Source organism: Streptomyces sp. NBC_01320 (genome assembly GCF_035974375.1).
GTDB lineage: Bacteria > Actinomycetota > Actinomycetes > Streptomycetales > Streptomycetaceae > Streptomyces > Streptomyces yanii.
On record NZ_CP108390.1, the window covers coordinates 4291802 to 4315713 of the forward strand.

Annotated in this window: 19 protein-coding genes and 1 pseudogene; 6 read left to right on the top strand and 14 right to left on the bottom strand. The window is 69.5% G+C overall.

Annotated features, from left to right (window positions below; genetic code table 11):
* Window positions 1–374: 374 nt before the first annotated feature.
* Together OG395_RS19330 and OG395_RS19335 are read right to left on the bottom strand one after the other, a co-directional pair.
* Entirely contained in the window at window positions 375–662 is a 288-nt protein-coding gene (locus OG395_RS19330) for a hypothetical protein (RefSeq protein WP_327244084.1), read from the bottom strand.
* A 229-nt stretch (window positions 663–891) separates the two neighbouring features.
* Window positions 892–1740, bottom strand: a complete 849-nt coding sequence (locus OG395_RS19335) for a class I SAM-dependent methyltransferase (RefSeq protein ID WP_327244085.1) — start codon at window positions 1738–1740, stop codon at window positions 892–894.
* A gap of 686 nt (window positions 1741–2426) precedes the next feature.
* On the opposite strand from OG395_RS19335, the gene OG395_RS19340 reads away from it, so the two are divergent.
* Window positions 2427–2651, top strand: a complete 225-nt coding sequence (locus OG395_RS19340) for a hypothetical protein (protein WP_266980942.1) — start codon at window positions 2427–2429, stop codon at window positions 2649–2651.
* Between the two features lie 46 nt (window positions 2652–2697).
* Window positions 2698–2907 carry a hypothetical protein gene (locus OG395_RS19345; protein WP_327244086.1) on the top strand — a complete coding sequence of 70 codons (210 nt, stop codon included), beginning with the start codon at window positions 2698–2700 and terminating at the stop codon, window positions 2905–2907.
* Between the two features lie 283 nt (window positions 2908–3190).
* Here the strand turns inward: OG395_RS19345 and OG395_RS19350 are convergent, their stop codons facing one another.
* From OG395_RS19350 to OG395_RS19360, 3 genes are all read right to left on the bottom strand, one after another.
* Window positions 3191–4636, bottom strand: a complete 1446-nt coding sequence (locus OG395_RS19350) for an aldehyde dehydrogenase family protein (protein ID WP_327244087.1) — start codon at window positions 4634–4636, stop codon at window positions 3191–3193.
* A gap of 193 nt (window positions 4637–4829) precedes the next feature.
* Entirely contained in the window at window positions 4830–6401 is a 1572-nt protein-coding gene (locus OG395_RS19355; RefSeq protein ID WP_327244088.1) for a PucR family transcriptional regulator, read from the bottom strand.
* 174 nt (window positions 6402–6575) lie between these two features.
* Window positions 6576–9005, bottom strand: a complete 2430-nt coding sequence (locus OG395_RS19360) for an ATP/GTP-binding protein (protein ID WP_327244089.1) — start codon at window positions 9003–9005, stop codon at window positions 6576–6578.
* Window positions 9006–9273: 268 nt separating this feature from the next.
* On the opposite strand from OG395_RS19360, the gene gabT reads away from it, so the two are divergent.
* Together gabT and OG395_RS19370 are read left to right on the top strand one after the other, a co-directional pair.
* Window positions 9274–10614 carry a 4-aminobutyrate--2-oxoglutarate transaminase gene (gene gabT, locus OG395_RS19365; protein ID WP_327244090.1) on the top strand — a complete coding sequence of 447 codons (1341 nt, stop codon included), beginning with the start codon at window positions 9274–9276 and terminating at the stop codon, window positions 10612–10614.
* Between the two features lie 358 nt (window positions 10615–10972).
* Complete coding sequence (locus OG395_RS19370; RefSeq protein WP_327244091.1) at window positions 10973–11563, top strand: phosphatase PAP2 family protein; 591 nt, start codon at window positions 10973–10975, stop codon at window positions 11561–11563.
* Here the strand turns inward: OG395_RS19370 and OG395_RS19375 are convergent.
* The 8 genes and pseudogenes from OG395_RS19375 to OG395_RS19410 all read right to left on the bottom strand — a co-directional run bounded on the left by OG395_RS19375 (window position 11548) and on the right by OG395_RS19410 (window position 21188).
* Window positions 11548–13359 carry a chitinase gene (locus OG395_RS19375; RefSeq protein WP_327244092.1) on the bottom strand — a complete coding sequence of 604 codons (1812 nt, stop codon included), beginning with the start codon at window positions 13357–13359 and terminating at the stop codon, window positions 11548–11550. The two genes, OG395_RS19370 and OG395_RS19375, sit on opposite strands and share 16 nt — an antisense overlap.
* Before the next feature lie 79 nt (window positions 13360–13438).
* Window positions 13439–13906, bottom strand: a pseudogene (locus OG395_RS19380) (hypothetical protein); the annotation flags it as partial.
* A 96-nt stretch (window positions 13907–14002) separates the two neighbouring features.
* Complete coding sequence (locus OG395_RS19385) at window positions 14003–15418, bottom strand: NAD(P)/FAD-dependent oxidoreductase (RefSeq protein ID WP_327244093.1); 1416 nt, start codon at window positions 15416–15418, stop codon at window positions 14003–14005.
* Between the two features lie 22 nt (window positions 15419–15440).
* On the bottom strand, window positions 15441–16244 hold the full coding sequence (locus OG395_RS19390) for an ABC transporter permease (protein ID WP_327244094.1): 804 nt from the start codon (window positions 16242–16244) through the stop codon (window positions 15441–15443).
* Window positions 16244–17176 (bottom strand): ABC transporter permease, encoded by a 933-nt coding sequence (locus tag OG395_RS19395; protein ID WP_327244095.1) that lies wholly within the window; start codon window positions 17174–17176, stop codon window positions 16244–16246. The genes OG395_RS19390 and OG395_RS19395 overlap by 1 nt, the downstream gene beginning before the upstream one ends.
* A complete protein-coding gene (locus tag OG395_RS19400; RefSeq protein WP_327244096.1) occupies window positions 17173–18324 on the bottom strand; it encodes an ABC transporter ATP-binding protein in 1152 nt (383 codons plus the stop codon). Before OG395_RS19400 ends, OG395_RS19395 begins: the two co-directional genes overlap by 4 nt.
* A 55-nt stretch (window positions 18325–18379) precedes the next feature.
* Entirely contained in the window at window positions 18380–19630 is a 1251-nt protein-coding gene (locus tag OG395_RS19405) for an ABC transporter substrate-binding protein (protein WP_327244097.1), read from the bottom strand.
* A gap of 43 nt (window positions 19631–19673) precedes the next feature.
* Entirely contained in the window at window positions 19674–21188 is a 1515-nt protein-coding gene (locus OG395_RS19410; protein ID WP_327244098.1) for a gamma-aminobutyraldehyde dehydrogenase, read from the bottom strand.
* A 206-nt stretch (window positions 21189–21394) separates the two neighbouring features.
* On the opposite strand from OG395_RS19410, the gene OG395_RS19415 reads away from it, so the two are divergent.
* On the top strand, window positions 21395–21955 hold the full coding sequence (locus tag OG395_RS19415; protein WP_327244099.1) for an NADAR family protein: 561 nt from the start codon (window positions 21395–21397) through the stop codon (window positions 21953–21955).
* A 73-nt stretch (window positions 21956–22028) separates the two neighbouring features.
* On the opposite strand, the gene OG395_RS19420 is transcribed toward OG395_RS19415, so the two are convergent.
* Window positions 22029–22739 carry a DUF4190 domain-containing protein gene (locus OG395_RS19420; protein ID WP_327244100.1) on the bottom strand — a complete coding sequence of 237 codons (711 nt, stop codon included), beginning with the start codon at window positions 22737–22739 and terminating at the stop codon, window positions 22029–22031.
* 115 nt (window positions 22740–22854) lie between these two features.
* On the opposite strand from OG395_RS19420, the gene OG395_RS19425 reads away from it, so the two are divergent.
* Window positions 22855–23907 carry an adenosine deaminase gene (locus OG395_RS19425; RefSeq protein WP_327244101.1) on the top strand — a complete coding sequence of 351 codons (1053 nt, stop codon included), beginning with the start codon at window positions 22855–22857 and terminating at the stop codon, window positions 23905–23907.
* Window positions 23908–23912: the final 5 nt, after the last annotated feature.

A 23912-nucleotide genomic window follows, 5' to 3' on the forward strand; every position in this document is an offset into this window, starting at 1 on the left:
GTTGTCGGTGGGCGGACCCGGCCGGTCCGCGCGGGGCGCGCATGCGCGCCTGCCGAGGCATACCAACCGGTGCTACTCGTCCGTATGTACCCGATTCCTGCCTGCCTCACCAGCCCTCGGACGCCGATCGGGTCGAGAGCCACTCCAGTGGCACGTTCAGCTGGCGAACTGCGGTCGGGCCGGGTCGAAGGAGAAGCAGGAACGGGCAGAGCCTCCTCACAGAGGAGGAACAGCTTTTGTCGGGGCGCGAACCAGGCCGCCCCGAAGATCGAGTACAGGGCCTCGTCCACGGGACAGCCGACGAAAGTCCTGGACAGAGTTGCCGCCTACTGCCGAAGAATCTCCGACTCAGGCCATTGATCCGACTCAGGCCATTAACAGGAGCTCCGCGCGCGAGCCCGCCGGACACCGGCGGGCCGGACCCAGGCGCTGCTGGCGGCGGCGGCCACCGTGGTCGTCTTCCCGGCGCTCCGCGATGCTGCGCTGCCCGTGTGGATCATCTCGCTGGTGCTTTCCGTGGGAATCGCGTCCTGGGGCACCGTACGTGGGCTGCGCACCATGGCCCGCCGGATGTTCAGCATCGTGGAGCCGTACGGGCAGTGCCGCATGGTGGCCGACGACCGCGGCGCGGTCAGCACCGGTGAGCGGGTGTCCTTCTCCATCGAATGGACGGTGTTCCGGGCGTATGTGGAGACGCCCGGACTTTTCGTGCTGCTGGGCGGCGAGCGCGCGGCCGGAGTCACGGTGCTGCCCAAGCGGGGGCCCAGGATCCCGCGGACGTCGACCGGCTCCGGGCGATCCTGGACCGGAACCTCAAGCGGCTCCAGGCCGCCGGGTCGGGTGACTCGGATCCGGTTCAGGATTTCGGTCGCCTCCGGGACCACCCGGCGGCTACGCCCTGCGCGTCACCTTCTTGACCAGCCGGGCCAGACCGGAGGATCCGCCGCCGGCCTCGGCCCCGTTCAGTGCCTTCTCCAGCTGGGCGAAGTGGTCCTTGCGGGTCCGGCTCAGGTATTCGTTCGAGGTCAGCGGCTTGGCTATCTTCCAGGCGCGGCGGTGGTCACCCTCGTAGTGGGCGACATAGGCCTTGGCGAGTTCGACCACCGCCTTGAACGGGATCCCGTCGGTGTAGTCCCGGTCGACGACATCCTGGACGGCCGACATCAGCTTCAGCTTCTCGTCGGTGTCGAAGGCGTCCTCGGCTATGGCCCGCAGCACGTCCTGCGGGATCGGCTTGATCACCTCGAAGGCCAGTGTGGAGCGGATGGGCGGCCCGGCGATCTCGATATACGGCAGCAGCAGACCGGTGCTGTAGTGCAGCCACGGCAGCCGGGGGCTGGCGAAGTCCTGGTGCAGCACAACGGAGCCTGGCTCCAGGCGGGGCAGGAAGCGCTCGGCCACACAGCGGAAGACCCGCGCCGTCTTGGCGATGTCGACATGCAGGAACTCGATGGGGCTGTGGTCTTCGGGATCGGAGGTCTGCCAGATGTCGCCGGGGTGCAGCTCGATGAAGTCGATGAACGGCTTCAGCTTGTCCTTGAAGTCGTCGAGAAAGGAGTTGGTGTCCTCGGGCGCGGCCCCGGCCGAGAAGAATTTCTCGGAGGCGAAAGTGCCCTTTCCGACCCGGAAGAAGTCGTACGCGTGCAGCTTGTTGGTCTTCTTGTCGAAGTCCGGGTTCTCCTTGAGACCGAGTGCGAGCGCGTACGTCGATCCACCGCCGCCCGACCCGAGTTCGATCACCTTTCCCTCTCCAGTCAGCCGATGGCGTCCCAACAGGTAGAGAAAGCGCAATTCCCATGCGCTCACCTGTGAGTAAGGGATTGCGTCCGGGAGTTCAACGTCGTCGAGCTGAAGGAAGAGCTTGCTGAGGGGCGCCACGGGTACCTCGCGGTCTCAGTCGGATGGACGGGGCGCGATAGTAACGTCGTGCGCCGGAGACCCGTCGGCGAAAACCGGCGATGGATTCGAGGATTTCCCCGACCGTCACACTCCGGATGAACGGTGTTGGGCCGACGTTCCTCTTCTGCATCGGAGCGCGGCCGATCTCGGCTTCGAGTGGCCGCGTGGCGAACGCCGTACTCGCGCAGCACGGCAGTCCTGCACAACCAGCTCACCGCACGTGCCACACCCGTCACACAGGCGCCTCGACACGGTCATCAAGGGTCTCCCAAGAGTCAAACCGTTCCGGCAGGTCGCACCACTCATGGCCGGGCCACACGAGATCGCACCGGACCAGACGGTGGCGGGCATGCGTACCTCCCAAGACTCCCAGGCTGTCGGTGGCGGTCCGACGGCCGGCCGGGGAGTACCGGCAGGGCCGGGGCGGCCGGGCCATCGCCCTGACCCCGACCCTCACGCCGGACCAGGCCCTTCGCACCTGGACCGGCAGGATGCGCCCGCCGCCGCCACGGGCCACCCTTGGAGTTATGGCAACACCACCGATCACCATCCAGCCACCCACCCCGTCCGGTGCCCGCCCCGTGATCGTGCACATCAACAATCGTGACGAACGGCTCGGACTCGCTCACAGCGATCACGACCTCATCGTGTTCCTCGCCGACGCCGGACTGAAGGACCCGAAACGGATCCTCGACAACCCAGCCGTGGTCCGGTGGCAGGGAGCCGCAGCGCACAGATACGAAACTGCGTGATGCGCGGCGCGCACGAGCAGCCGAGCGGGCACACCCTGGATGCACGATGAGCGTCCCGATAGTCGTGCATCGCTCCGCACCGTCCGGCGGCCGGGCGGTCACCATCAACGGAGAGATCGCCGGACTCGCCCACGACGACCGCGACCTCGTCGAATTCCTCCGGCGGGCCGGGATCTATGACGCCGAGCATTGCCTCGACGACCCGCACTGGGTCGAATGGCGCGGCGGCCGGGCCCATCGGTACGAAGCGGCATAGGACCGGGCACACCCCGTCCCTCCCGTCTCCCGTGGAAAGGCTCGGGATCTGCCGGTCCTCGGACCGCTCGCCGTGAGCCGAGGTCACGCCGTGTGTTCCACGGTGTTCCCACTACGCCACAGGAACCAGCCGAGGTCCGGCTTTGCAGGTCAGGGGTGCAGATTCGCAGAAACGCCCGGAGCCCCCGCACAGTGGGCTCCGGCCGTTCGTCTGCCGCCTGCTGTCGTGCTGTCCAGGCGGATTACAGGCGGCTCTGTCGGATCGGTTCGATCCGGTCTGCGGGCTAGAGGGCGAGGCCGGTGAGGACCAGCACGCGCTCGTAGGTGTAGTCGTCCATCGCGTAGCGGACACCCTCACGGCCGACGCCGGACTGCTTGGCTCCGCCGTACGGCATCTGGTCCGCGCGGTAGGAGGGGACGTCGCCGATGATCACGCCGCCGACCTCAAGGGCCCGGTGCGCACGGAACGCGGTCTGCAGGTTGTGGGTGAACACACCTGCCTGCAGGCCGTACTTCGAGGAGTTGACGGAGGCGAAGGCCTCGGCCTCGCCGTCCACCTTCTGTACGGACAGGACCGGTCCGAAGACCTCCTCGCAGGAGAGCTTGACACCGTCCGGGAGTTCCGCAAGGACGGTCGGCGCGTAGGTGGCACCGTCCCGCTTGCCGCCGGTGAGCAGCTGGGCGCCTGCCTGCACAGCCTCGTCCACCCAGGACTCGACGCGCTTGGCGGCGTCCTCGCTGACGAGCGGGCCGACGTCGGTGGCAGCGTCGGACGGGTCGCCGGTGACCTGGGCCTCGACGGCCGCGACGATCTTCGGGACGAGCCGGTCGTAGACCGAGGCGTCCGCGATGACGCGCTGCACCGAGATGCAGGACTGGCCGCCCTGGTAGTTGGAGAAGGTCGCGATCCGGCTCGCGGCCCAGTCCAGGTCCTCGTCGGAGGCGTAGTCGCCGAGGACGACCGCCGCACCGTTGCCGCCCAGCTCCAGGGTGCAGTGCTTGCGCGGCACCGACTCCAGGATGGAGTAGCCGACCGGGCCGGAACCCGTGAAGGAGATCACGGGCAGGCGCTCGTCCTGGACGAGGGCGGGCATCCGGTCGTTGGGCACCGTGAGCACGGACCACGAACCGGCCGGGAGGTCGGTCTCGGCCAGCAGCTCGCCGAGGATCAGCGACGAGATCGGGGTGGCCGGGGCAGGCTTCAGAATGATCGGGGCGCCGACGGCAATGGCCGGGGCGACCTTGTGCGCGCTCAGGTTCAGCGGGAAGTTGAAGGGCGCGATACCGAGGACGGTGCCGCGCGGGAAGCGCCGGGTCAGCCCGAGACGGCCGGTGCCACCGGCGTCGGTGTCGAGGCGCTGGGCGTCGCCGCCGTTGAAGCGACGGGCCTCCTCGGAGGCGAACCGGAACACGGAGACGGCGCGGCCGACCTCGCCGCGCGCCCACTTGATGGGCTTGCCGTTCTCGGCGGAGATCAGCTGGGCGATCTCCTCGGTGCGCTCCACGAGACGCCGTACGACGTGGTCGAGGGCAGCGGCGCGGACGTGGGCGGGCGTCGCGGCGAACTCCTCGCGCACGGCGTGCGCGGCGGCGACGGCCTCCTCGATCTGCGCGTCGGTCGGCACGCTGACCGTACCGACGAGACGGCCGTCCCAGGGGTTGGTGACGTCGAAGCTGTCCTCGCCGGTGGCCTGGCGGCCGGCGAGCCAGAAGGCGTGGGTGGAAGTCATGGAGGTTCCGGCCCTTCGGAGTCGTGGGGTGTCTTGCCCCCACCGTAGAGCCGGGCCGTCGACCTGACGCTTGTCCGCCATGGAGCGAAGGGCGGCAGGCATGCGCCGGTTTGTCGGATGACCGCGCCCGTCAGAACAGTTTGCCGCAACCGTCCGGCGCGCGGGCGTCCTCAGGCGGCGGCCGGGCTCCGTGTCACGGCATCGACGGGGAGCTGGTGGCCTTCAGCGCCAGCCACAGTTCCATCCGGACATCCGGATCGTCCAGGGAACGGCCGAGAATCTCCTCCACGCGCCGCATTCGGTAGCGCAGGGTGTGGCGGTGCACGCCCAGGTCGGCTGCGGCCGCGTCCCACTGTCCATGGTGGGAGAGCCAGGCCCGCAGCGAGGCGACCAGGTCTCCGCGCCCCTTCGCGTCGTGCTCGTACAGGGCGCGGAGCATGCCGTCCGCGAAGGCCCGTACCGCGTCGTCCGCGAGCAGCGGCAGAACCGAGCCGGCCGCCAGCTCTTCGTGCTCGACGAGGGCCCTGCCCCGGCGGCGGGCGACCGAGAGTGCCTGTTCGGCCTGTTTGTATGCGGCGGAGACGGCGATCGGACCCGCCGGTGCGGACAGCCCGACCACCACTTCCCCCTCCTCGGGCGTCTTCTGGTCACGTGGGGTCCGCTCGTCCTGCGCCTCCGCATATGCCATGCACGCGGCGACAGCCGCACCACCGTCCGCGGCGAGGACGACGAGCCGCTCGCCCTCGGGAACCGTCAACAGCGCCTCGCCGGCCCGGGAGGCCGCCGCCTCCATCGCCTCACCGAGCAGCGCCGGTGTCGACGGCTCGGTCGCCTCCGCGATCAGCAGCCGGAAAGGAGCGTCGAGCAGCCCTCCGTACAGGTCCCCGGCAACGGCCCGCGCGTGGTCCGGCTGGCCGGCCAGGAGCATCCGCAGCACCGCCGCGCCGAGCCGCTGCTCAGCGCCCTGGAGGGAGCGCGAGCGGGCGATGGTGAGGGTCAGCAGGGCGACGGCCGAGTGCACGGCGTACCGCTCGGCGGTACCGAGAGCCGAACCGGTGCCCACGGCCAGGGCGCCCCGGGCCCTGCGGCCGGTGCCCAAGGTCTGGAGCTCGACCCGGTCGTCGGTGCCGCCGACGACCACGCTCGCCGGAGCAGGGCGCTCTCGCAGGCGCTCCACATCGGGGGTGAGCCGGGCGGCACGCCGGGCGGCCCAGTCGGGGGCGGCGGCCACGACAGCTCCGGAGGCGTCGTACAGCGCGGCCCAGCCGTCGACCTGTGCGGCGAGCCGGGTGAGGAGTTCGGCGGGTCCGTCCCCTGCGAGTGCGGCCCTGGTCAGATCCCGCTGGGCCTCGAACCCCGCTGTCACCGCCCGGTACTGGTCGGCGGCGATCTCCGACGAAACGGCCTTGGCGATGGCGAGGAACGGGGTGCGGCGCGGCACTTCCAGGATCGGCAGCCCGGCCTCCTCCCCGGCGTCGATGAGCGGCTGGGGCACGTCGTCGTAGTTGACGCCCACGGCGAAGCCCAGCCCGACGACTCCGGCGTCGGCCAGCCGTCGCACGTACCGCCGCATCGCTTCGGGGTTCTCCGCGTCGAGGTTGGTGGCGGTGACGAGAAGGAGTTCTCCACCCTCCATGTAAGGGACGGGGTCGGCGAGCTCGCTGGCATGCGCCCAGCGCACGGGCTGGTCGAGCCGGTCCGCCCCCGCACGCACCGTGAGTTTGAGCGCCGAGTGCTGGACGAGCGAGGCGAGTGTGGGGGGCATGGAGACCGCGGGACCTTCAGGAGTCGATTTCGCCGTCCCGTACGAACGGCTCCTCCCGATTCTGCCAGGGCGGCAGGGTCCTCCGTCACTGCTCCCAGAGATAAAGCACCGTTCCCGCCCGTCGGATCCGCCAGGGAGGACCCGGTCCGCACGTCCGAGCCGCACGGACACGGTTCAGCCGTTCAGGTTCACCAGCAGGGGCGGCGCGTGGTCCCCCCGTACGGTCGTGAGGGACAGCACCGCGTGTCCGGCCGGAACGCGATGGGCCAGTTCGGAGGCGGACCAGCGTTCGCGTTCGACCTGGCGTACGGTCACCGCGTCCGTGGTCACGGCCTTCCCGGTGACCAGTTTCCGGAAGGCGTGGATGGCCCGGGTCATCGGCTGGTCGGCGAAGACCGTGCGCTGGGTGACGTCCCTCGTCTCGACCCATTCCGTGCCCCACGCCTCGGCGAACTTCTTACCGTCCCAGGTGGTGATCCCGGAGAACGCCATCCGGCAGCCCACGGCTCCGAGCAGCGCCGTGTGGAGGTTCTCCGGGACGTCGTCGAGGGTGCGCAGCGTGACCACGGCTCCGGCGTGCGCGGAGCGCAGCCGCTGGATTCCGCGGACGGTTTCGGGGGTCAGTGCACGGGTCGCGTCGTCGAGGACGAGGCAGGCGAAGAGCGAGCGGTCCGTGCGGGTGGCGGCGTTCGCCGTGAACTGGGCGAGGACGAGGCGGGCCAGCATCCGCGACGCCTCGGCGTGGCCGCGTTCGGGCAGGTCGATGCGGACCCTCAGTGGGTGTTCCAGGGCCCGCAGGGAAAAGGGGCGGGTCCTGCCGGTCGTGTCGAAGAAGTCGGCGAACGCGGGCCGGTCGAGGAGAGCGACCCGGTCGGCGAGCGCGGGTGCGGCGTCGCCGGGGGCGCCGGACTGGCGGGCGCGCGCGTCCAGTTCGCGGTGCATGTCCTGCCTGCCCGTCTCGTCGAGGGCCGCGCGCAGGCTGGAGAGCGTCTCCGGTACGCCGTCGAGCAGTTCCCGCAGCTCCGGGACGGAGGGGAAGCGACCGTGGGCGGCGCGGTAGGGACCGAGGAGCTGGGCGAGGGTGGTGGCGGCGCGTCGGCTGTCCACCTCCTGGAGATCACCGACGAGCCCTTCGGCCAGGACGGCAGCGGCTTCGTCGGGGTCGGTGGTGCCTCCGTACAGGTCGAGATCGTGGACGGAGGACGGGGCGCCGAGCTTGACCACGATGTCGAAGCCCTCGTCGGCGCCGATCTGGGTTCCGGCGGCGCACACCGCGACGACGGCGGCGCGCCCGGCGAGCGCCTGGAGGGCGAGGGATTCGACGACCGGCCGGATCAATGCGCGGCTCTTGCCCGCTCCCGGCGGCCCGACCGCCAGCAGCGAGGTGCCGAGCAGCCCGGGGTCGAGGGCGATGCCGCTGCCGCGGCGCGCGTAGGGGTTGCGCTCGCTGTCGTCGACGGTGCCGAGTCTGACCTGATCGACCAGCAGGTCGTGCCGGGCGGCACGGACGGGTAGATCACGTGCGCCGGAGGGGTGGGTGCAGGCGGCGGCGCCGTTGCGCAGCACGGTGTCGGTGAAGGCGGGGAGCCGGTTGCTGTCGGCGCGTACGGACGTCCAGGCACGTCGGATACGGGCGTAGTCGACGTCGTTCATCCGGCCCGACCGCGTCTCCTGGGAGAGCTTGGCAGCGACCTGGTTCTGTCCGGCGGCGCGCACGTCGGGCCACTCGGCCGGGTCGTCCGCGCCGTCGTCCGTACGGCCTTCGGTGCCGCGGCCCGCGTCCCGGGCCGGGCCGCCGTGCACGTTGCCGCTCGCGTGTTCGGTCGTGGCGGCGCGGTCCGTCTGCGGGTGCTGGGGTCCGGTGCCGCCGGAGGTCCGGCGCAGCAGTTCCGTCCACCGCCCCAGCTTCGCGAACGGCCACACGATCACCAGGGTGATCAGGGCGTACAGCGTGTACGTGACCGCGGTGGTCACCGTGCGGTCGGTGCCCAGCCACGGTGCGGCGAAGCTGAAGGTCAGCTCCATGCCCGGCACGGTCCCGTTCCATACGAGGATCCAGACCAGCAGGGCGCCGACCGCGGCGCCGCCGGCTCGCGCGGCAGGTCCCCGGCCCCCGACCCATCGTTCGAACGCGGCGGGCCAGTTACCCAAGCGGCCGAACCCGTAGAAGATGGCTCCGATGATCAGCAGGCGGTATATGTCGAGCGCCCGTACGGCCCCGTGGGTCAGCGGCTGATCTCCGAACGGTCCCCACCAGCCGTCGGGGGTGAAGAGTTTCAGCGGGACCCGCCAGTACGGGATGTATCCGTTGCGCCAGAGCGACCAGATGAGGATCGAGGCCAGCAGCGAGATCACGGCTCCGCTGAGCAGGGTGCGGTCGGGCGTGCGCTTCTCTTCCTGGGCGGGCCGGGAAGTGTGACCGAACCGCCAGACGCCCGGTTCCGCAACGGGCCTGGGGATGCGCAGCCAGTCGCCGAGGGAGGGCCCGGAGGACGGTGCGTGGCCCGGCATGGGCGGCAGCACGGGCGGTGGTGGGCCGGCCGGGCGCGGCACCGAATGACCGGAGCGGGTGCCGCGTGAGTCGTACGTGCCCTCGGTGTCCATGTGCTGTCCCTCGTCCCCTGACCAGCGCCGACCGGCTAACTCCGGGCGCGGGCGCCCGATCCCCTCAATCTAGTGCCCCGTGCCACCCCGTCAGACGCTGTCGAGCGGTATGTCCCGCACCTGTTGCCGGGCCGGGGCCATGCCGGTCGCTATGTCCGTGACGGACAACCGCGACCCGCCACTTCTCCCGAACGGAACATGCCGGACCCCCGCCCTCGCCCCTAGCCTGCAGAGAGAGAAGCGTCCGAAACACCCCCAGGAGCCCCGCATGACCGCAATTCCGCAGGAGCGCCGCGTCGTCACTGCCATTCCCGGCCCGAAGTCGGTGGAGCTGCAGGCCCGCCGTCTCGCGACGGTCGCCGCAGGTGTGGGCTCCACCCTGCCGGTGTTCACCGCCCGTGCCGGTGGCGGGATCATCGAGGACGTGGACGGCAACCGCCTGATCGACTTCGGCTCCGGCATCGCCGTGACCTCGGTCGGCGCCTCCGCGGAGGCCGTCGTGCGCCGCGCGTCCGCGCAGCTGGCCGACTTCACCCACACCTGTTTCATGGTCACGCCGTACGAGGGGTACGTCGAGGTCTGTGAGCAGCTCGCCGAGCTGACGCCGGGCGACCACGCCAAGAAGTCCGCGCTGTTCAACTCGGGCGCCGAGGCCGTTGAGAACGCCGTGAAGATCGCCCGCGCCTACACCAAGCGCACCGCCGTCGTCGTCTTCGACCACGGCTACCACGGCCGGACGAACCTCACGATGGCGCTGACCGCCAAGAACATGCCGTACAAGCAGGGCTTCGGTCCGTTCGCGCCCGAGGTCTACCGCGTCCCGGTGGCGTACGGCTACCGCTGGCCGACCGGTGCGGAGAATGCCGGTGCCGAGGCGTCCGCCCAGGCCATCGACCAGATCACCAAGCAGATCGGTGCCGACAACGTCGCCGCGATCATCATCGAGCCGGTGCTCGGCGAGGGCGGCTTCATCGAGCCGGCGAAGGGCTTCCTCCCCGCCATCGCGCAGTTCGCCAAGGACAACGGCATCGTCTTTGTCGCGGACGAGATCCAGTCCGGCTTCTGCCGCACCGGCCAGTGGTTCGCCTGCGAGGACGAGGGCATCGTCCCCGACCTGATCACCACCGCCAAGGGCATCGCGGGCGGTCTGCCGCTCTCCGCAGTGACCGGCCGCGCCGAGATCATGGACGCCGCGCACGCGGGCGGCCTCGGCGGCACGTACGGCGGTAACCCGGTGGCCTGCGCGGGTGCGCTCGGTGCCATCGAGACCATGCGTGAGCTGGACCTGAACGGGAAGGCGAAGCGCATCGAGGAGGTCATGAAGGGCCGCCTCGCCGAGATGCAGGCGAAGCTGCCGAACGGCGACGTCATCGGTGACATCCGCGGCCGCGGCGCGATGATCGCGATCGAGCTGGTGAAGTCCGGCACGAAGGACCCGAACCCGGAGGCCGCCGCGAAGCTCGCGAAGGCCTGCCACGCCGAGGGCGTGCTCGTCCTCACCTGTGGCACGTACGGCAATGTGCTGCGCTTCCTGCCGCCGCTGGTGATCGGCGAGGACCTGCTGAACGAGGGCCTCGACGTCATCGAGCAGGCTTTCACCCAGATCTGATCCGGTCCTGGCGCCGGATCCTGACCGGGCCCACGTGAGGGTCTGTGAAGAAGGTGTGGGGGGGCGATGGCGGGATCCGATTCCGGCTGTCGGTCCCCCATCGGCTGCCGTACGGTTTCTGCAGATGAGAGAAACACCCCGCTCGCAGGGCACTGCGAGCGAGACCGGGTCGGAGCTTCCCCGGCGCCGTCCTGGTCGTGCCTTCGCGCACACCACTGGAGCCTCTGGCTCCGGAACTCCTCACCGATCGGATGGCCGCTCGCCCCAAACCCCCCGGGGCGCGCGGCAAACCGATCCAGGCGGCCGCCCCGGAACCACCCCCCCTGTTCCGGGGCGGCCGGCTTTTCTCCTTTCGCTGGTGTGGTCACTGCTCGCGGTCTTTGCGCTCCTCACCTGGCAGGTCGCGACCGACGGCCCGCTGCGCGGGCTGGACGAGCGGATCGGCCGGGCCGTCGTCGGACACGGTCCCGCCCGGCTCACCGAATTCCTCGCCGATCTCGGCAATATGCAGATCGCGCTCCCGGTCCTGGGCTGCGCGGTCGTATACGCGCTGCTGCGCGGCGCACGCCGTGAACCGCTGTCCGCGGCGTCGGCCATGGCGGTGGTACCCGCGGTGATCGTCCCGCTCAAGGACTGGATCGCCCGCCCGGGACCGCTGACCGAGGCGACGGGCTACTACCCGTCGGGCCATGCGGCGACAGCCGCGGTGGCGTACGGGGCCGCGGCGCTGTTGCTCGCACCGCGCACAGGTCGGGCAGGGCGGTCGAAGTGGTCATGGATGATGCCCGTCGCCGCTGTCCTGCTGACAGTGGCGACGGGCATCGGTCTGGTGCTGCGCGGCTATCACTGGCCGCTGGATGTGCTCGGCAGCTGGTGCCTGAGCGGGCTGCTGCTCCTGGGGCTCAGCCGGCCGGGCCGTTCCTCACGGCGGCGTCAGCCGCCGAAGTAGGCGTCGAAGTTCTTCGAGAACTCACCGTTGTTGAAGCGGTCCCAGTTGATCGACCACGTCATCAGTCCGCGCAGTCCGGGCCAGGTCCCGTGCGTGGCGTACGAACCGCATTCGGTCTTCTTCGTCAGGCAGTTCAGCGCCTTGGTGACCTCGGTGGGCGAGGTGTACCCGTTGCCTGCCTGGGTGGAGGCCGGCAGGCCGATGGACACCTGGTCGGGGCGGAGCGCGGGGAAGACCTTGGTGGTGTCGCCGGCCACCGGGAAGCCGGTGAGCAGCATGTCGGTCATGGCGATGTGGAAGTCGGCGCCGCCCATCGAGTGGTACTGGTTGTCCAGACCCATGATGGAACCCGAGTTGTAGTCCTGGACGTGCAGCAGGGTGAGGTCGTCACGCAGGGCGTGGATGACCGGGAGGTAGGCACCGGCGCGCGGGTCCTGGCCGCCCCAGGGGCCGGAGCCGTAGTACTGGTAGCCGAGTTGCACGAAGAAGGTCTCGGGCGCCATGGTCAGGACGAACTTGTCGCCGTACTCGGCCTTGAGGGTCTTCACCGCGGAGATCAGGTTGACGATGACCGGCGTGGTCGGATTGCGGAAGTCGGTGTCGCCGGTGTTCAGCGAGAGCGAGTGGCCCTCGAAGTCGATGTCCAGGCCGTCCAGACCGTACTCGTCGATGATCTTGCTGACGGAGGAGACGAAGGTGTCACGGGCGGCGACGGTCGAGAGCTGCACCTGGCCGTTCTGACCGCCGATGGAGATCAGCACCTTCTTGCCCGCGGCCTGCTTGGCCTTGATGGCTGCCTTGAACTCGGCCGCGGACTCGACGTTCGGGCACTCGGTGACGGGGCAGAGCGAGAACCGGATGTCGCCGGAGGTGACGGAGGTCGGCTCGCCGAAGGCCAGGTCGATGACGTCCCAGGAGTCGGGTACGTCCGCCATCCGCGTATATCCGGAGCCGTTGGCGAAGCTGGAATGCAGATAGCCGACGAGGGCGTGGGCGGGGAGCCCCGCGCCTCCGCCGCCCGCCGCAGTGGTGGCGGTGACGGCAGCGGTCTTGGCGGACTCACCTGCGGAGTTGGTCGCGGCGACCTGGAAGCTGTACGCGGTCGAGGCGGCCAGGCCCGACACGGTGGCGGAGGTTCCGGTGACGGAGAGGACCTTCGTGCCGCCCTGGTAGACGTTGTAGCCGGTCGCTCCCGTGGAGCCGGTCCAGGAGAGGGCGACGGACGAGGAGGTGGTGGCTGCGGCCTTCAGTCCGGTGGGGGCGGCCGGGAGTGCGACCGGATCGCCACCGGGTCCGGTGAGGGAGAGGTCGTCGGCGTAGTAGGCGGGAGTCCCGTACCACCCGTGGGTGTAGATCGTCACCGAGGTCGTGGCGGCGCCGGTCCTGAACGTGGTGGTGAGCTGCTGCCAGCCGGTCGCGGACGGTGTCCACGTCGACACGTCGGTGGTGCCGGTCCCGGACGCGCCGAGGTACACGTAGCTGCCCAGCACCCAGGCACTGAGGGTGTACGTGGAGTCCGGCTTGACCGTCACGGTCTGGGAGCACTGGGCGTTGTCGCTGCCGGCCGGGGTCGCCTTCAGCGCGGAAGTTCCGCCGTGGGCGGGCGTGCTGACGACGGCTCCGCTGCCGCCCGTACAGCTCCAGCCGTCCAGGCCGGCCTCGAAGCCGCCGTTGCCCGCCAGATCGGCGTCGGCGGCAGCGGCGGCCGGAGCCGCGAGGCCACCGGCGACGAGAAGGGCCGCCGAGAAGGCGGCCAGAAGTCCGGAAAATCGGGCGGGGGGTCCCGTGCGTTCCACAACGGCCTCCGTGCAGGGGGGAATTGAGTGTGGCGCGCACAACATGGTCCAGACCAATCAGGTTGTCAAGACCTCTGGCACCACCCCGCCCCCGCCGCTCCGCATTCATCGCCGGCTCCAGCGGTGTCGCGCCGGTGAGCGTTACCGAGCCGTCCGACGGAATCAGCCGGCGCACCCTGCCGGTGGCCCGCCCCGGGTACGGCGCGACGATCCAGGCCCCGAGCCCCGCTCCCCATACCTCCGTTCCGATCCAGCGGGCAACCGTGCCCGGCGGCACGAGGGAGCCCATCCGGGCGTCGCCGAAAATCGGAGAGGACCGGCCCCGACCGGTCGATGAGGCCGGTGAGCAGGTCGAGCGTCGGCAGCCGAACTCCCCCGGAAGACTCAGTACGTCCCAGCGCCCGCAAGCAGGAAGGAGCGCAATCCCATCGGGATTGCGCTCCCCTCCCCACCGGCAGGCGTCCGGATCCGGTGCCACCGACGCAAGCCACTCGACTGCCGCCTCCACCCCGGGCCAGTCATGGCCGGCCTCCCTTTCCGCGTGCAGCGACAGCGCGTTCACACGGCGAGAGAGGCGCCCGGATCATGACGCAGATCGGGCCATCAGTTGGCAGTGACGTGGGTCACACCGCGAGCGTCCCGGTCAGCTGTCGAAGCCGAGCCCCAGGCGATCCATCGTCCGCAGCCACAGATTGCGGTGCCCGCCATTGTTGTCCGCCCTGGCCAGGGACCTCTTCGTGAGTTCGATCCCGGCCCAGGCGAACGGCTCCGGGGGGAACGGCATCGGCTTGGTGCGCACCATTTCCAGACCGGTCCGCTCGGTCCTTTCGCCGGACAGCAGGTCGAGCATCACATCGGCGCCGAACCGGGTTGCTCCGACACCGAGCCCGGTGAATCCGGCGGCGTAGGCGACCCGCCCCTGATGCGCCGTACCGAAGAAGGCGGAGAAGCGGGAACAGGTGTCGATCGCGCCGCCCCAGGCGTGGCTGAAACGCACCCCGGCCAACTGCGGGAAGCAGTCGAAGAACTGGCCCGCGAGCTTGAGGAACGTCTCCGGCCGCTGGTCGAGTTCCGCGCTCAGCCTGCCACCGTACGGATAGATCGCGTCATAGCCGCCCCACAGGATCCGGTTGTCCGCGGAGAGCCGGAAGTAGTGGAACTGGTTGGCGCTGTCGCCCAGCCCCTGCCGGTTCTTCCAGCCGATGGAGGCGAGCTGTTCGGCGCTGAGCGGTTCGGTCATCAACGCGTAGTCGTAGACCGGGACGGTGTACGGACGGACCCGCTTCACCAGTGACGGGAAGATGTTCGTGCCCAGCGCGACCCGCCGGGCGAGGACCTTCCCGTACGGCGTGCGGACCGCCATCCCGGTGGCGGTCCTGGCCAGTTCGAGGCCCCGAGTGTGCTCGTACACCCGTACGCCCAGATCGAGGCAGGCCCGCTTCAGGCCCCAGGCGAGCTTGGCGGGGTGCAGCATGGCGACCCCGCGCCGGTCCCAGAGACCACCCAGGAATGTCGGTGAGTCGATTTCCGCACGCAGTGCGTCCTGATCGAGGAATTCCACTCCGGTGAAGCCGAGTTCCTCCGCTTCCCGATGCCATTCCCGGAGTTCTTCGAGCTGGTGGGGTTCCGTGGCGACATCGATTTCGCCGGTCCGCTCGAATTCGCAGTCGATGGAGTAGCGGGCGACGGCCGCCTCGATGGCGTCGAGGTTCTGCTCGCCCAGCTCCTCCAGCTTCTTGATCTCGTCGGGCCAGCGTTCCAGGCCGTTGGGGAGGCCGTGGGTGAGGGAGGCGGCGCAGAATCCGCCGTTGCGGCCCGAGGCGGCCCAGCCCACCTCGTGCCCCTCGATCAGCACGACGTCCCTTTCCGGGTCGCGTTCCTTGGCGATCAGCGCGGTCCACAGTCCGCTGTATCCGCCGCCGATGACGAGCAGATCGCAGTGTTCGTCGCCGGTGAGCGCGGGAAGCGCGTCGGGCCTGCCGGGGTCGTCCAGCCAGAACGAGACCGGCCGGGCGTCGGAGAGTGATTGTGCAGCATTACGCATGGCAGCTGGGGCCATGGTTTCCAACTCCTTCAGGACTTCAGGGTCGTGCGCTGTTCTTTCGCCGGTTCGCGATCAGCTGGCCGGCGACAACCACCAGAACGGCAATGATGAACATCGCCGTGCCGATGACGTTGATCTGCACGGGCGTGCCGCGCTGTGCCGAACCCCAGACGAACATGGGGAAGGTCACGGTCGAGCCCGCGTTGAAATTGGTGATGATGAAATCGTCGAAGGAGAGCGCGAAGGCGAGCAGCGCTCCCGCCGCGATTCCGGGGGCGGCGATCGGCAGGGTCACCCGCAGGAACGTCTGCACGGGACCCGCGTACAGATCGCGGGCCGCCTCCTCCAGCCTCGGGTCCATCGACATCACGCGCGCCTTGACCGCTGTCACGACGAAGCTCAGGCAGAACATGATGTGGGCGATGAGGATCGTCCAGAAGCCGAGCTGCGCACCCATGTTGAGGAAGAGCGTGAGCAGCGAGGCGGCCATGACGACCTCGGGCATCGCCATCGGCAGGAAGATCAGCGAGTTGATCGCGCCGCGTGCCCGGAACCGGTAGCGGACCAGCGCGAAGGCGATCATCGTGCCGAGCGCGGTCGCGCCGATCGTCGCCCAGGTGGCGATCTGCAGGGAGAGCGAGAGTGAGCCGCACATGTCGGCGACGCCGCAGGGATCCTGCCAGGCGTCCAGTGAGAAGCGCTGCCAGGCGTAGTTGAAGCGCCCGTTCGGCTTGTTGAAGGAGAACACCATGACGACGATGTTCGGCAGGATCATGTACGCGAGGGTCAGCAGACCCGCGATGACGATCAGATGGCGGCGGAGCCAGCGCAGTACGGACATCAGACCAGGTCCTCCGTCCCGGAGCGGCGGATGTAGACGGTGACCATGAGCAGGACGACCGCCATGAGGATGAAGGAGAGCGCGGCCGCCATCGGGTAGTCGAGGACGCGCAGGAACTGGGTCTGGATGACGCTGCCGACCATCTTGGTGTCGGTGGAGCCCAGCAGTTCCGCGTTGACGTAGTCACCGCTGGCCGGGATGAAGGTCAGCAGCGTGCCGGAGACGACGCCCGGCATGGAGAGCGGGAACGTCACCTTGCGGAACGTGGTGGCGGGCGTGGCGTACAGGTCGCCGGCCGCCTCGTGCAGCCTGCCGTCGATCCGCTCCAGCGAGGTGTAGAGCGGCAGGATCATGAACGGCAGGAAGTTGTACGTCAGACCGCAGACCACCGCCATCGGCGTGGCCAGCACCCGGTTGCTCTCGGTCCAGCCGAGCCAGCTGGTGACATCCAGGACGTGCAGGGTGTTCAGCACGTCGACGACCGCACCGCCGTCGGCAAGGATCGTCTTCCAGGCGAGCGTACGGATCAGGAAGCTGGTGAAGAACGGTGCGATGACCAGCACCAGCACCACGTTGCGCCAGCGGCCCGCCTTGAACGCGATGAGATACGCGAGCGGGTAGCCGAGCAGCAGGCACAGGATCGTCGCCGTGCCCGCGTACAGCAGGGACCGGATGAACTGCGGGTAGTACTCGGACAGCGCTTCCCAGTAGGTCTGGAAGTGCCAGCTGACCTCGAACCCCTTCTCCAGGGATCCGGTCTGTACGGAGGTCGACGCCTGGTAGACCATCGGCAGCGCAAAGAAGACGACGAGCCACAGGATGCCGGGGAGCAGCAGCCAGTACGGGACGAGCCGCTTGCGGGTGGAGGCCTTGCGTACGGGGAGTTCGGCGGGGTCGGCGGGCGGCGCGGGCGGCGCTTCGGTGACGGTCACGTCGCGTCCTCCACCGTCTCCACGCCGGCGTCGATGTCCTGGGCCGCGTCGAGGCCGAAGGTGTGCGCGGGGTTCCAGTGCAGGACGACCTCGGCTCCCGGGGTGAGCCGGGTGTCGCGCTCGATGTTCTGCTCGTACACCTGAAGGGACTTGCCGGCCGGGCTCTCCACCACGTACTGCGTGGAGACACCGATGAAGCTGGAGTCGATGATCCGGCCGGTGACCCGGTTGCGTCCGGCGACTATGGAGTCCGCGTCGTCGGCGTGGGCGAGGGAGATCTTCTCCGGACGGACGCCGAGCAGCAGCCTGCCACCACGGCCGGCGGGGGCCTGACAGCGCCCGGCGGGCAGCCGGAGCGTCATGCCGCCCGCACCGACCAGGATGTCCTCGCCGGCCTCGGTGATCTCGCCCTCGATGAGGTTGGAGGTGCCGAGGAAGTTGGCGACGAACGTCGTCTTCGGATTCTCGTACAGATCGGCCGGAGCACCGAGCTGTTCCACGCGGCCCGCATTCATCACCGCGACGGTGTCGGCCATGGTCATGGCCTCCTCCTGGTCGTGGGTGACATGGATGAACGTGATGCCGACCTCGGTCTGGATGCGCTTGAGCTCAAGCTGCATCTGGCGGCGCAGCTTGAGGTCGAGGGCACCGAGCGGCTCGTCGAGCAGGAGCACCTGCGGGTGGTTGATCAGGGCGCGGGCGACAGCGACGCGCTGCTGCTGGCCGCCGGAGAGCTGGTGCGGCTTGCGCTTCGCGAAGTCGCCGAGCTGGACGAGGTCCAGCATGTCGTCGACCTGCTTCTTGACCGACTTGATGCCTCGCCGACGCAGACCGAAGGCGACGTTCTCGGTGATGTCGAGATGCGGGAAGAGCGCGTAGCTCTGGAAGACGGTGTTGACGGGCCGCTTGTACGGAGGGAGGTCGGTGATGTCCCGGCCGCCCAGCGAGATGGTGCCGGTCGTGGCCTCCTCCAGCCCGGCGATCATCCGCAGGGTGGTGGTCTTGCCGCAGCCGGACGCCCCGAGCAGGGCGAAGAAGGAGCCCTGCGGAACGGTCAGATCGAGCGGCTGGACGGCTTTGAAGGAACCGTACGTCTTGCTGATCCCGGTGAGGCGGACGTCGCCGCCTTCTGTCTGCTGCTGTGTCATGGGTCGCAGTCCCAGTGGTGTCAGGGGGAGATCGGGGGAAGGAAAGGCGGGCCGGTCAGGCGCCGATGAGCTTGGCGAACTTCTCTTCGTACGCCGTCTCTTCCTTGGAGGTCAGCGAGCGGAAGGCATGCGATCTGGCCGCCATCTGCTTGTCGGGAAGGATCAGGACGTTGTCGGCCATCGCCTGGTCGATCTTCGCCAGCTCGTCGCGGACTCCGTCGACCGGACAGACGAAGTTGATGTACGCGGCGAGCTTGGCGGCGACCGACGGTTCGTAGTAGTAGTCGATGAGCTTCTCGGCGTTGGTCTTGTGCCGGGCCTTCACCGGGACGAGCAGGTTGTCGCTGGATATGATGTAACCGGCGGCCGGGATGGCGTACTTGATGTCCGGGTTTCCGGCCTGGAGCTGGATGATGTCGCCCGCCCAGGCGACGCAGGCGGCGATGTCGCCCTTGTCGAGGTCGGCCGTGTAGTCGTTGCCGGTGAAGCGCCGGATCTGGTTCTTGTCGACGCCCTTCTGGAGCCGGCCGATCGCGGCGTCGTAGTCGGCGTCGGTGAAGGTGCCGGGGTCCTTGCCCATGTCGAGCAGGGTCATACCGATGGAGTCGCGCATCTCCGAGAGGAAGCTGACACGTCCCTTGAGCTTCGGGTCGTCGAGCAGCTGGCTGACCGAATCGACCTTGCGGCCTCCGGTCGCCTTGGAGTTGTACGCGATGACGGTGGGAATGCCCGCCCACGGGTACGAGTACGCGCGACCGGGGTCCCAGTCCGGGGAGCGGAACTGGGCCGAGAGGTTGGCATAGGCGTGCGGCAGGTTCGACGCGTCGAGCTTCTGCGCCCAGCCGAGGCGGACGATGCGGGCGGCCAGCCAGTCGGTGACGTTGATGATGTCGCGGCCGGTGTCCTGGCCGGCCGCGAGCTGCGGCTTGATCTTGCCGAAGAACTCGACGTTGTCGTTGATGTCCTCGGTGTACTTGACCTGGATCCCGGTGCGTTTCGTGAACGCCTCCAGGGTGGGCCGGTGCTTGCCGTCGTCGGTGACGTCCATGTACTCGGTCCAGTTGGAGAAGTTGACCTGCTTCTCCTTGGCCGAGTGGTCGTCGGAGGCCGCCGCTGCGTCCCCTTCCCGCTTCGCGGGCGGGATGCCGCAGGCGCTCAGCGTGCCCAGGCCGCCGAGTGCGAGCGCGCCCACGCCGGAGGCGCGCAGCAACGAACGGCGGGTGAGAGCGCCCCTGCCACTGGTGAGACTGCGCCGCATCGCGGCCAGTTGGACCGCGGAGAGGTGCTCTGGCTCGTACTGCTCCATGCGCGTTGCCCTTTCGGGTGGGTGTGGCCGTTGTCCGGCCTGGCTATCGGTCCCCGAAGATCGTGCGGTGCCAATCCTTCCGGGCAACCGCGGTGTTGTCGTACATCACGTGCTTGACCTGTGTGTACTCCTCGAATGAGTACACCGACATGTCCTTGCCGAAGCCGCTGGCCTTGTATCCGCCGTGTGGCATCTCGCTGATGATCGGGATGTGGTCGTTGACCCAGACGCAGCCCGCCTTGATCTCGCGGGTCGCACGGCCCGCCCGGTACAGGTCGCGGCTCCAGGCCGAGGCGGCGAGTCCGTACGGGGTGTCGTTGGCGAGGGCGATGCCCTCGTCGTCGGTGTCGAAGGGCAGCACGACCAGGACCGGGCCGAAGATCTCCGACTGGACGATCTCGCTGTCCTGGGCGGCGCCCGCGACGAGCGTCGGCCGGTAGTAGGCACCGTCCGCGAGTTCCCCGCCGGGGGCCTCACCGCCGGTGACGACGGTGGCGTACGCACGGGCGCGCTCGATGAAGCCGGCGACCCGGTCCCGCTGGGCGTGGCTGATCAGCGGGCCGAGGTCGGTCGACGGGTCGAAGGGGTCGCCGAGCCGGACGGTCTCCATCAGCGAGGCGACGCCCTGGACGAAGGCGTCGTAGAGCGGCCGCTGGACGTAGGCGCGGGTGGCGGCGGTGCAGTCCTGGCCGGTGTTGATGAGCGCTCCGGCGACGGCGCCGTTGACCGCGGCCTCCAGGTCGGCGTCGTCGAAGACCAGGAAGGGGGCCTTGCCGCCGAGTTCGAGGTGGAGGCGCTTGACGGTGGCGGTGGCGATCTCCGCGACCCGCTTGCCGACGGCGGTGGAGCCGGTGAAGGAGGTCATCACGACGTCCGGGTGGCCGACGAGATGTTCGCCGGCGTCCTTGCCCGCGCCGGTGACGATGTTGATCACACCGTCCGGGATGCCTGCCTCGGTGGCCGCCTGGGCGAACATCAGCGAGGTCAGCGGGGTGATCTCCGCGGGCTTCAGCACGATCGTGTTGCCCGCCGCGACCGCCGGAAGGATCTTCCAGGCGGCCATCTGGAGCGGGTAGTTCCAGGGGGCGATCGAGCCGACGACGCCGATGGCCTCGCGGCGTACGTACGAGGTGTGGTCGCCGTCGTACTCCCCGGCGGCCTTGCCCTCCAGGTGGCGGGCGGCGCCGGCGAAGAAGGAGGTGTTGTCGACGGTGCCGGGCACGTCGAACTCGGTGGAGAGCTTGATGGGCTTGCCACACTGGAGCGACTCGGCGTACGCGAAGTCGGCGGCCTGCTCCGCGAGGACGGCGGCGAACCGGTGCATCGCCTCGGACCGCTCGGCCGGGGTGGCACCCGACCAGCCGGGGAACGCCTCGCGGGCGGCCGCGACGGCCGCGTCGACATCGGCGGGGCCCGCCAGTTCGTAGGTGTAGACGGTCTCGCCCGTAGCCGGATTCACGACGTCGTGGCTGCGTCCCGATGTGCCGGAGCGCAGCTTTCCGCCGATGTACTGCGCGCCGGCCGCGAAGCGGTCCTGCACGTGGAAGCCGTTGCCCATGACGCTCTCCTCCGCCGCTGTCTCCGTGAACCGGGGCGGCGTAGCTTCTACTCGATTTGAGTGCCGATCCTGACAGAGGAGACTGAGCCCAACAAGTGATTCCGTTGTTGCCTTTTGGTTACGCAACGGAATCTGTCGACCATGTGTCGCGTCACCGCGGAAATCCACGTACGGAGTGTCAGTGGCGGATGCCACACTCGCATGTCATGGAACACCTGAACGAGCTGGTGGCGCGGACCCGTCGCGGGGAGAAAGTGAAGTACCTGCCCTTCTGGGGACACCGCCCTCGACCGGACGGGCGGATCGGCGCGAGCTGTCTCAGCCAGTGGTGGCCTTCGCCGTTCACGGTCGACGGGGTGACGTACGCGTCGGCCGAGCACTGGATGATGGCCGGCAAGGCGCGGCTCTTCGGCGACGTGGAGGCGGAGCGCCGTGCGCTGTCCGCGAGCAGCCCCGCGGCGGCGAAGAAGGCGGGCCGACTGGTCCGCGCCTTCGACGACACGGTGTGGGAGCGGGAGCGGTTCGCCCTGGTGGTGGCGGGCAGTGTCCACAAGTTCGGCAAGGACGCCGGGCTGCGCGCGTTCCTGCTGAACACTGGGGACCGGGTGCTGGTCGAGGCGAGCCCCCTGGACAGGATCTGGGGCATCGGAATGGCGGCGGACGACCCGCGAGCGGAGGATCCGGCGCGCTGGCGGGGGCTGAATCTGCTGGGGTTCGCCCTGATGGAGGCGCGAACACGGCTGCGCGCCGTGCCCGACGCGATGTGAAAAGGCCCGCGGGGCGGTCGGGATTCTCCCCACCGCCCCGCGGGCCGTACTCTGTGCAGCGGCTTTCCCGCCTCTATCGCGTGCCGTCCATGACCAGGGACGTTCCGTACGTGTCGTCGTACGGGTAGCTGTCGTCGTTGTTGAAGTCGTGGGCCAGGCCCCAGATCAGGAAGCCCAGGAACGCTCCGCTGATCACGATGCCGAGCGAGCCCAGGATGATGCCGGCCAGCGCGACGCCGCCGTTGTTCGCCTCACCCCGGTTGACCCGGCCACGGCCTATGAGACCGAAGATCAGCGCGAGGACGCCGAGGATGACCCCGAGCCCCCACATGCAGAAGCCGGCCACGGCGATGATGCCGAGCACCATCGACGCGATACCGAGCCCGTTCGCGGGGGCCGGTCCGCCCCAGGGCGCCTGGCCGTAGCCTGGGTATCCCGGATAACCGCCGTACTGCGGAACGGATGCGGCCGGGTATCCGTACTGTCCTGCCGCAGGGACCTGCTGCCCGGGACCGTTCGGCGCGATCGGTGGCGGCGGTACGTCCCCGGGCAGGGGGCCCGTCCCCGGTGCGGCAAAGGGGCCGGTCCCCGGTGCGGCGCCGAACCCCGCCGTGGGCACCGGTCCCGTTCCTGTGGCCGGCATCGAGGTGACCGTCTGCTGGTCGTGCACAGCGGGCGGGCGCGGGTCACCGGTCTGCTTCTCCAGCGGCACCCTGTTGTCCGGCGGAGCCCACGGATCGCGTGGCGCAGCCCCGTCCGCGGGCCGCTCTGTGTTCTCTGACATGGGCCTCCCCCATCGTGGTCCCGTCATGCTACGGCCCGCCCCGACAACTGCCGCTCCGGCCTACGATGATCCCCGTCCCACACCGGGCCATCCCGCGCCCGGACCTCTCCACGCCATGCCCCCGGAGGATCCGATGACCGATCTGCACCCCTTCATCGCGGGGCTGCCCAAGGCCGAACTGCATGTCCACCATGTCGGATCCGCCTCGCCCCGCATCGTCGCCGAACTGGCCGCCCACCACCCGGACTCCAAGGTCCCCACCGACCCGGAGGCGCTGGCCGACTACTTCTCCTTCACCGACTTCGGCCACTTCATCGACGTCTATCTCTCCGTCGTGGACCTGGTCCGCACCCCGGAGGACGTCCGGCTGCTGACCTTCGAGATCGCCCGGGACATGGCCCGCCAGAACATCCGGTACGCGGAACTGACCGTCACCCCGTTCAGCTCGACCCGGCGCGGCATCCCGGAGCAGGGCTTCATGGAGGCCATAGAGGACGCCCGCAAGGCCGCCGAGGCCGAGCTCGGCGTCGTCCTGCGCTGGACCTTCGACATTCCCGGCGAGGCCGGTCTTGAAGCCGCCGCGGAGACCACCCGGCTCGCGGTGGACCTGCGGCCGGAGGGCCTCGTCGGCTTCGGGCTCGGCGGTCCGGAGATCGGCGTGCCCCGCCCGCAGTTCAAGCCCTACTTCGACCGGGCGATCGCCGAGGGGCTGCACTCCGTCCCGCACGCCGGGGAGACCACGGGCCCGCAGACGATCTGGGACGCCCTCACCGAACTGCGCGCCGAGCGCATCGGCCACGGCACCAGCGCCACCCGGGACCGCAGGCTCCTCGACCACCTCGCCGAGCACCGGATCGCGCTGGAGGTCTGCCCGACCTCGAACATCGCAACCCGCGCCGTGACCGATCTCGACCTGCACCCGGTCAAGGAGATGGTGGACGCCGGAGTCCTGGTCACGATCAACAGCGACGACCCGCCGATGTTCGGCACCGACCTCAACAACGAGTACGCGGTGGCGGCCCGCCTCCTCGGTCTGGACGAGCAAGGTCTTGCCGCGCTCGCGAAGAACGCGGTGGAGGCCTCCTACCTCGACCCGGCCGGCAAGCGGACGCTGGCCGCCGAGATCGACACGTACACGACGGACTGGCTGCAGCGCACCGGCCGGTGACCACC

Bases quoted from the DNA above. Each gene is read 5' to 3' on its own strand.
- OG395_RS19405 (WP_327244097.1), bottom strand. From the start codon at position 19,630: ATGGAGCAGTACGAGCCAGAGCACCTCTCCGCGGTCCAACTGGCCGCG.
- OG395_RS19345 (WP_327244086.1), top strand. From the start codon at position 2,698: ATGAGCGTCCCGATAGTCGTGCATCGCTCCGCACCGTCCGGCGGCCGG.
- OG395_RS19425 (WP_327244101.1), top strand. From the start codon at position 22,855: ATGCCCCCGGAGGATCCGATGACCGATCTGCACCCCTTCATCGCGGGG.
- OG395_RS19410 (WP_327244098.1), bottom strand. From the start codon at position 21,188: ATGGGCAACGGCTTCCACGTGCAGGACCGCTTCGCGGCCGGCGCGCAG.
- OG395_RS19350 (WP_327244087.1), bottom strand. From the start codon at position 4,636: ATGACTTCCACCCACGCCTTCTGGCTCGCCGGCCGCCAGGCCACCGGC.
- OG395_RS19415 (WP_327244099.1), top strand. From the start codon at position 21,395: ATGGAACACCTGAACGAGCTGGTGGCGCGGACCCGTCGCGGGGAGAAA.
- OG395_RS19330 (WP_327244084.1), bottom strand. From the start codon at position 662: ATGGAGAAGGACACCCGCTCACCGGTGCTGACCGCGCCGCGGTCGTCG.
- OG395_RS19360 (WP_327244089.1), bottom strand. From the start codon at position 9,005: ATGGACACCGAGGGCACGTACGACTCACGCGGCACCCGCTCCGGTCAT.
- OG395_RS19420 (WP_327244100.1), bottom strand. From the start codon at position 22,739: ATGTCAGAGAACACAGAGCGGCCCGCGGACGGGGCTGCGCCACGCGAT.
- OG395_RS19390 (WP_327244094.1), bottom strand. From the start codon at position 16,244: ATGTCCGTACTGCGCTGGCTCCGCCGCCATCTGATCGTCATCGCGGGT.
- gabT (WP_327244090.1), top strand. From the start codon at position 9,274: ATGACCGCAATTCCGCAGGAGCGCCGCGTCGTCACTGCCATTCCCGGC.
- OG395_RS19400 (WP_327244096.1), bottom strand. From the start codon at position 18,324: ATGACACAGCAGCAGACAGAAGGCGGCGACGTCCGCCTCACCGGGATC.
- OG395_RS19340 (WP_266980942.1), top strand. From the start codon at position 2,427: ATGGCAACACCACCGATCACCATCCAGCCACCCACCCCGTCCGGTGCC.
- OG395_RS19385 (WP_327244093.1), bottom strand. From the start codon at position 15,418: ATGGCCCCAGCTGCCATGCGTAATGCTGCACAATCACTCTCCGACGCC.
- OG395_RS19355 (WP_327244088.1), bottom strand. From the start codon at position 6,401: ATGCCCCCCACACTCGCCTCGCTCGTCCAGCACTCGGCGCTCAAACTC.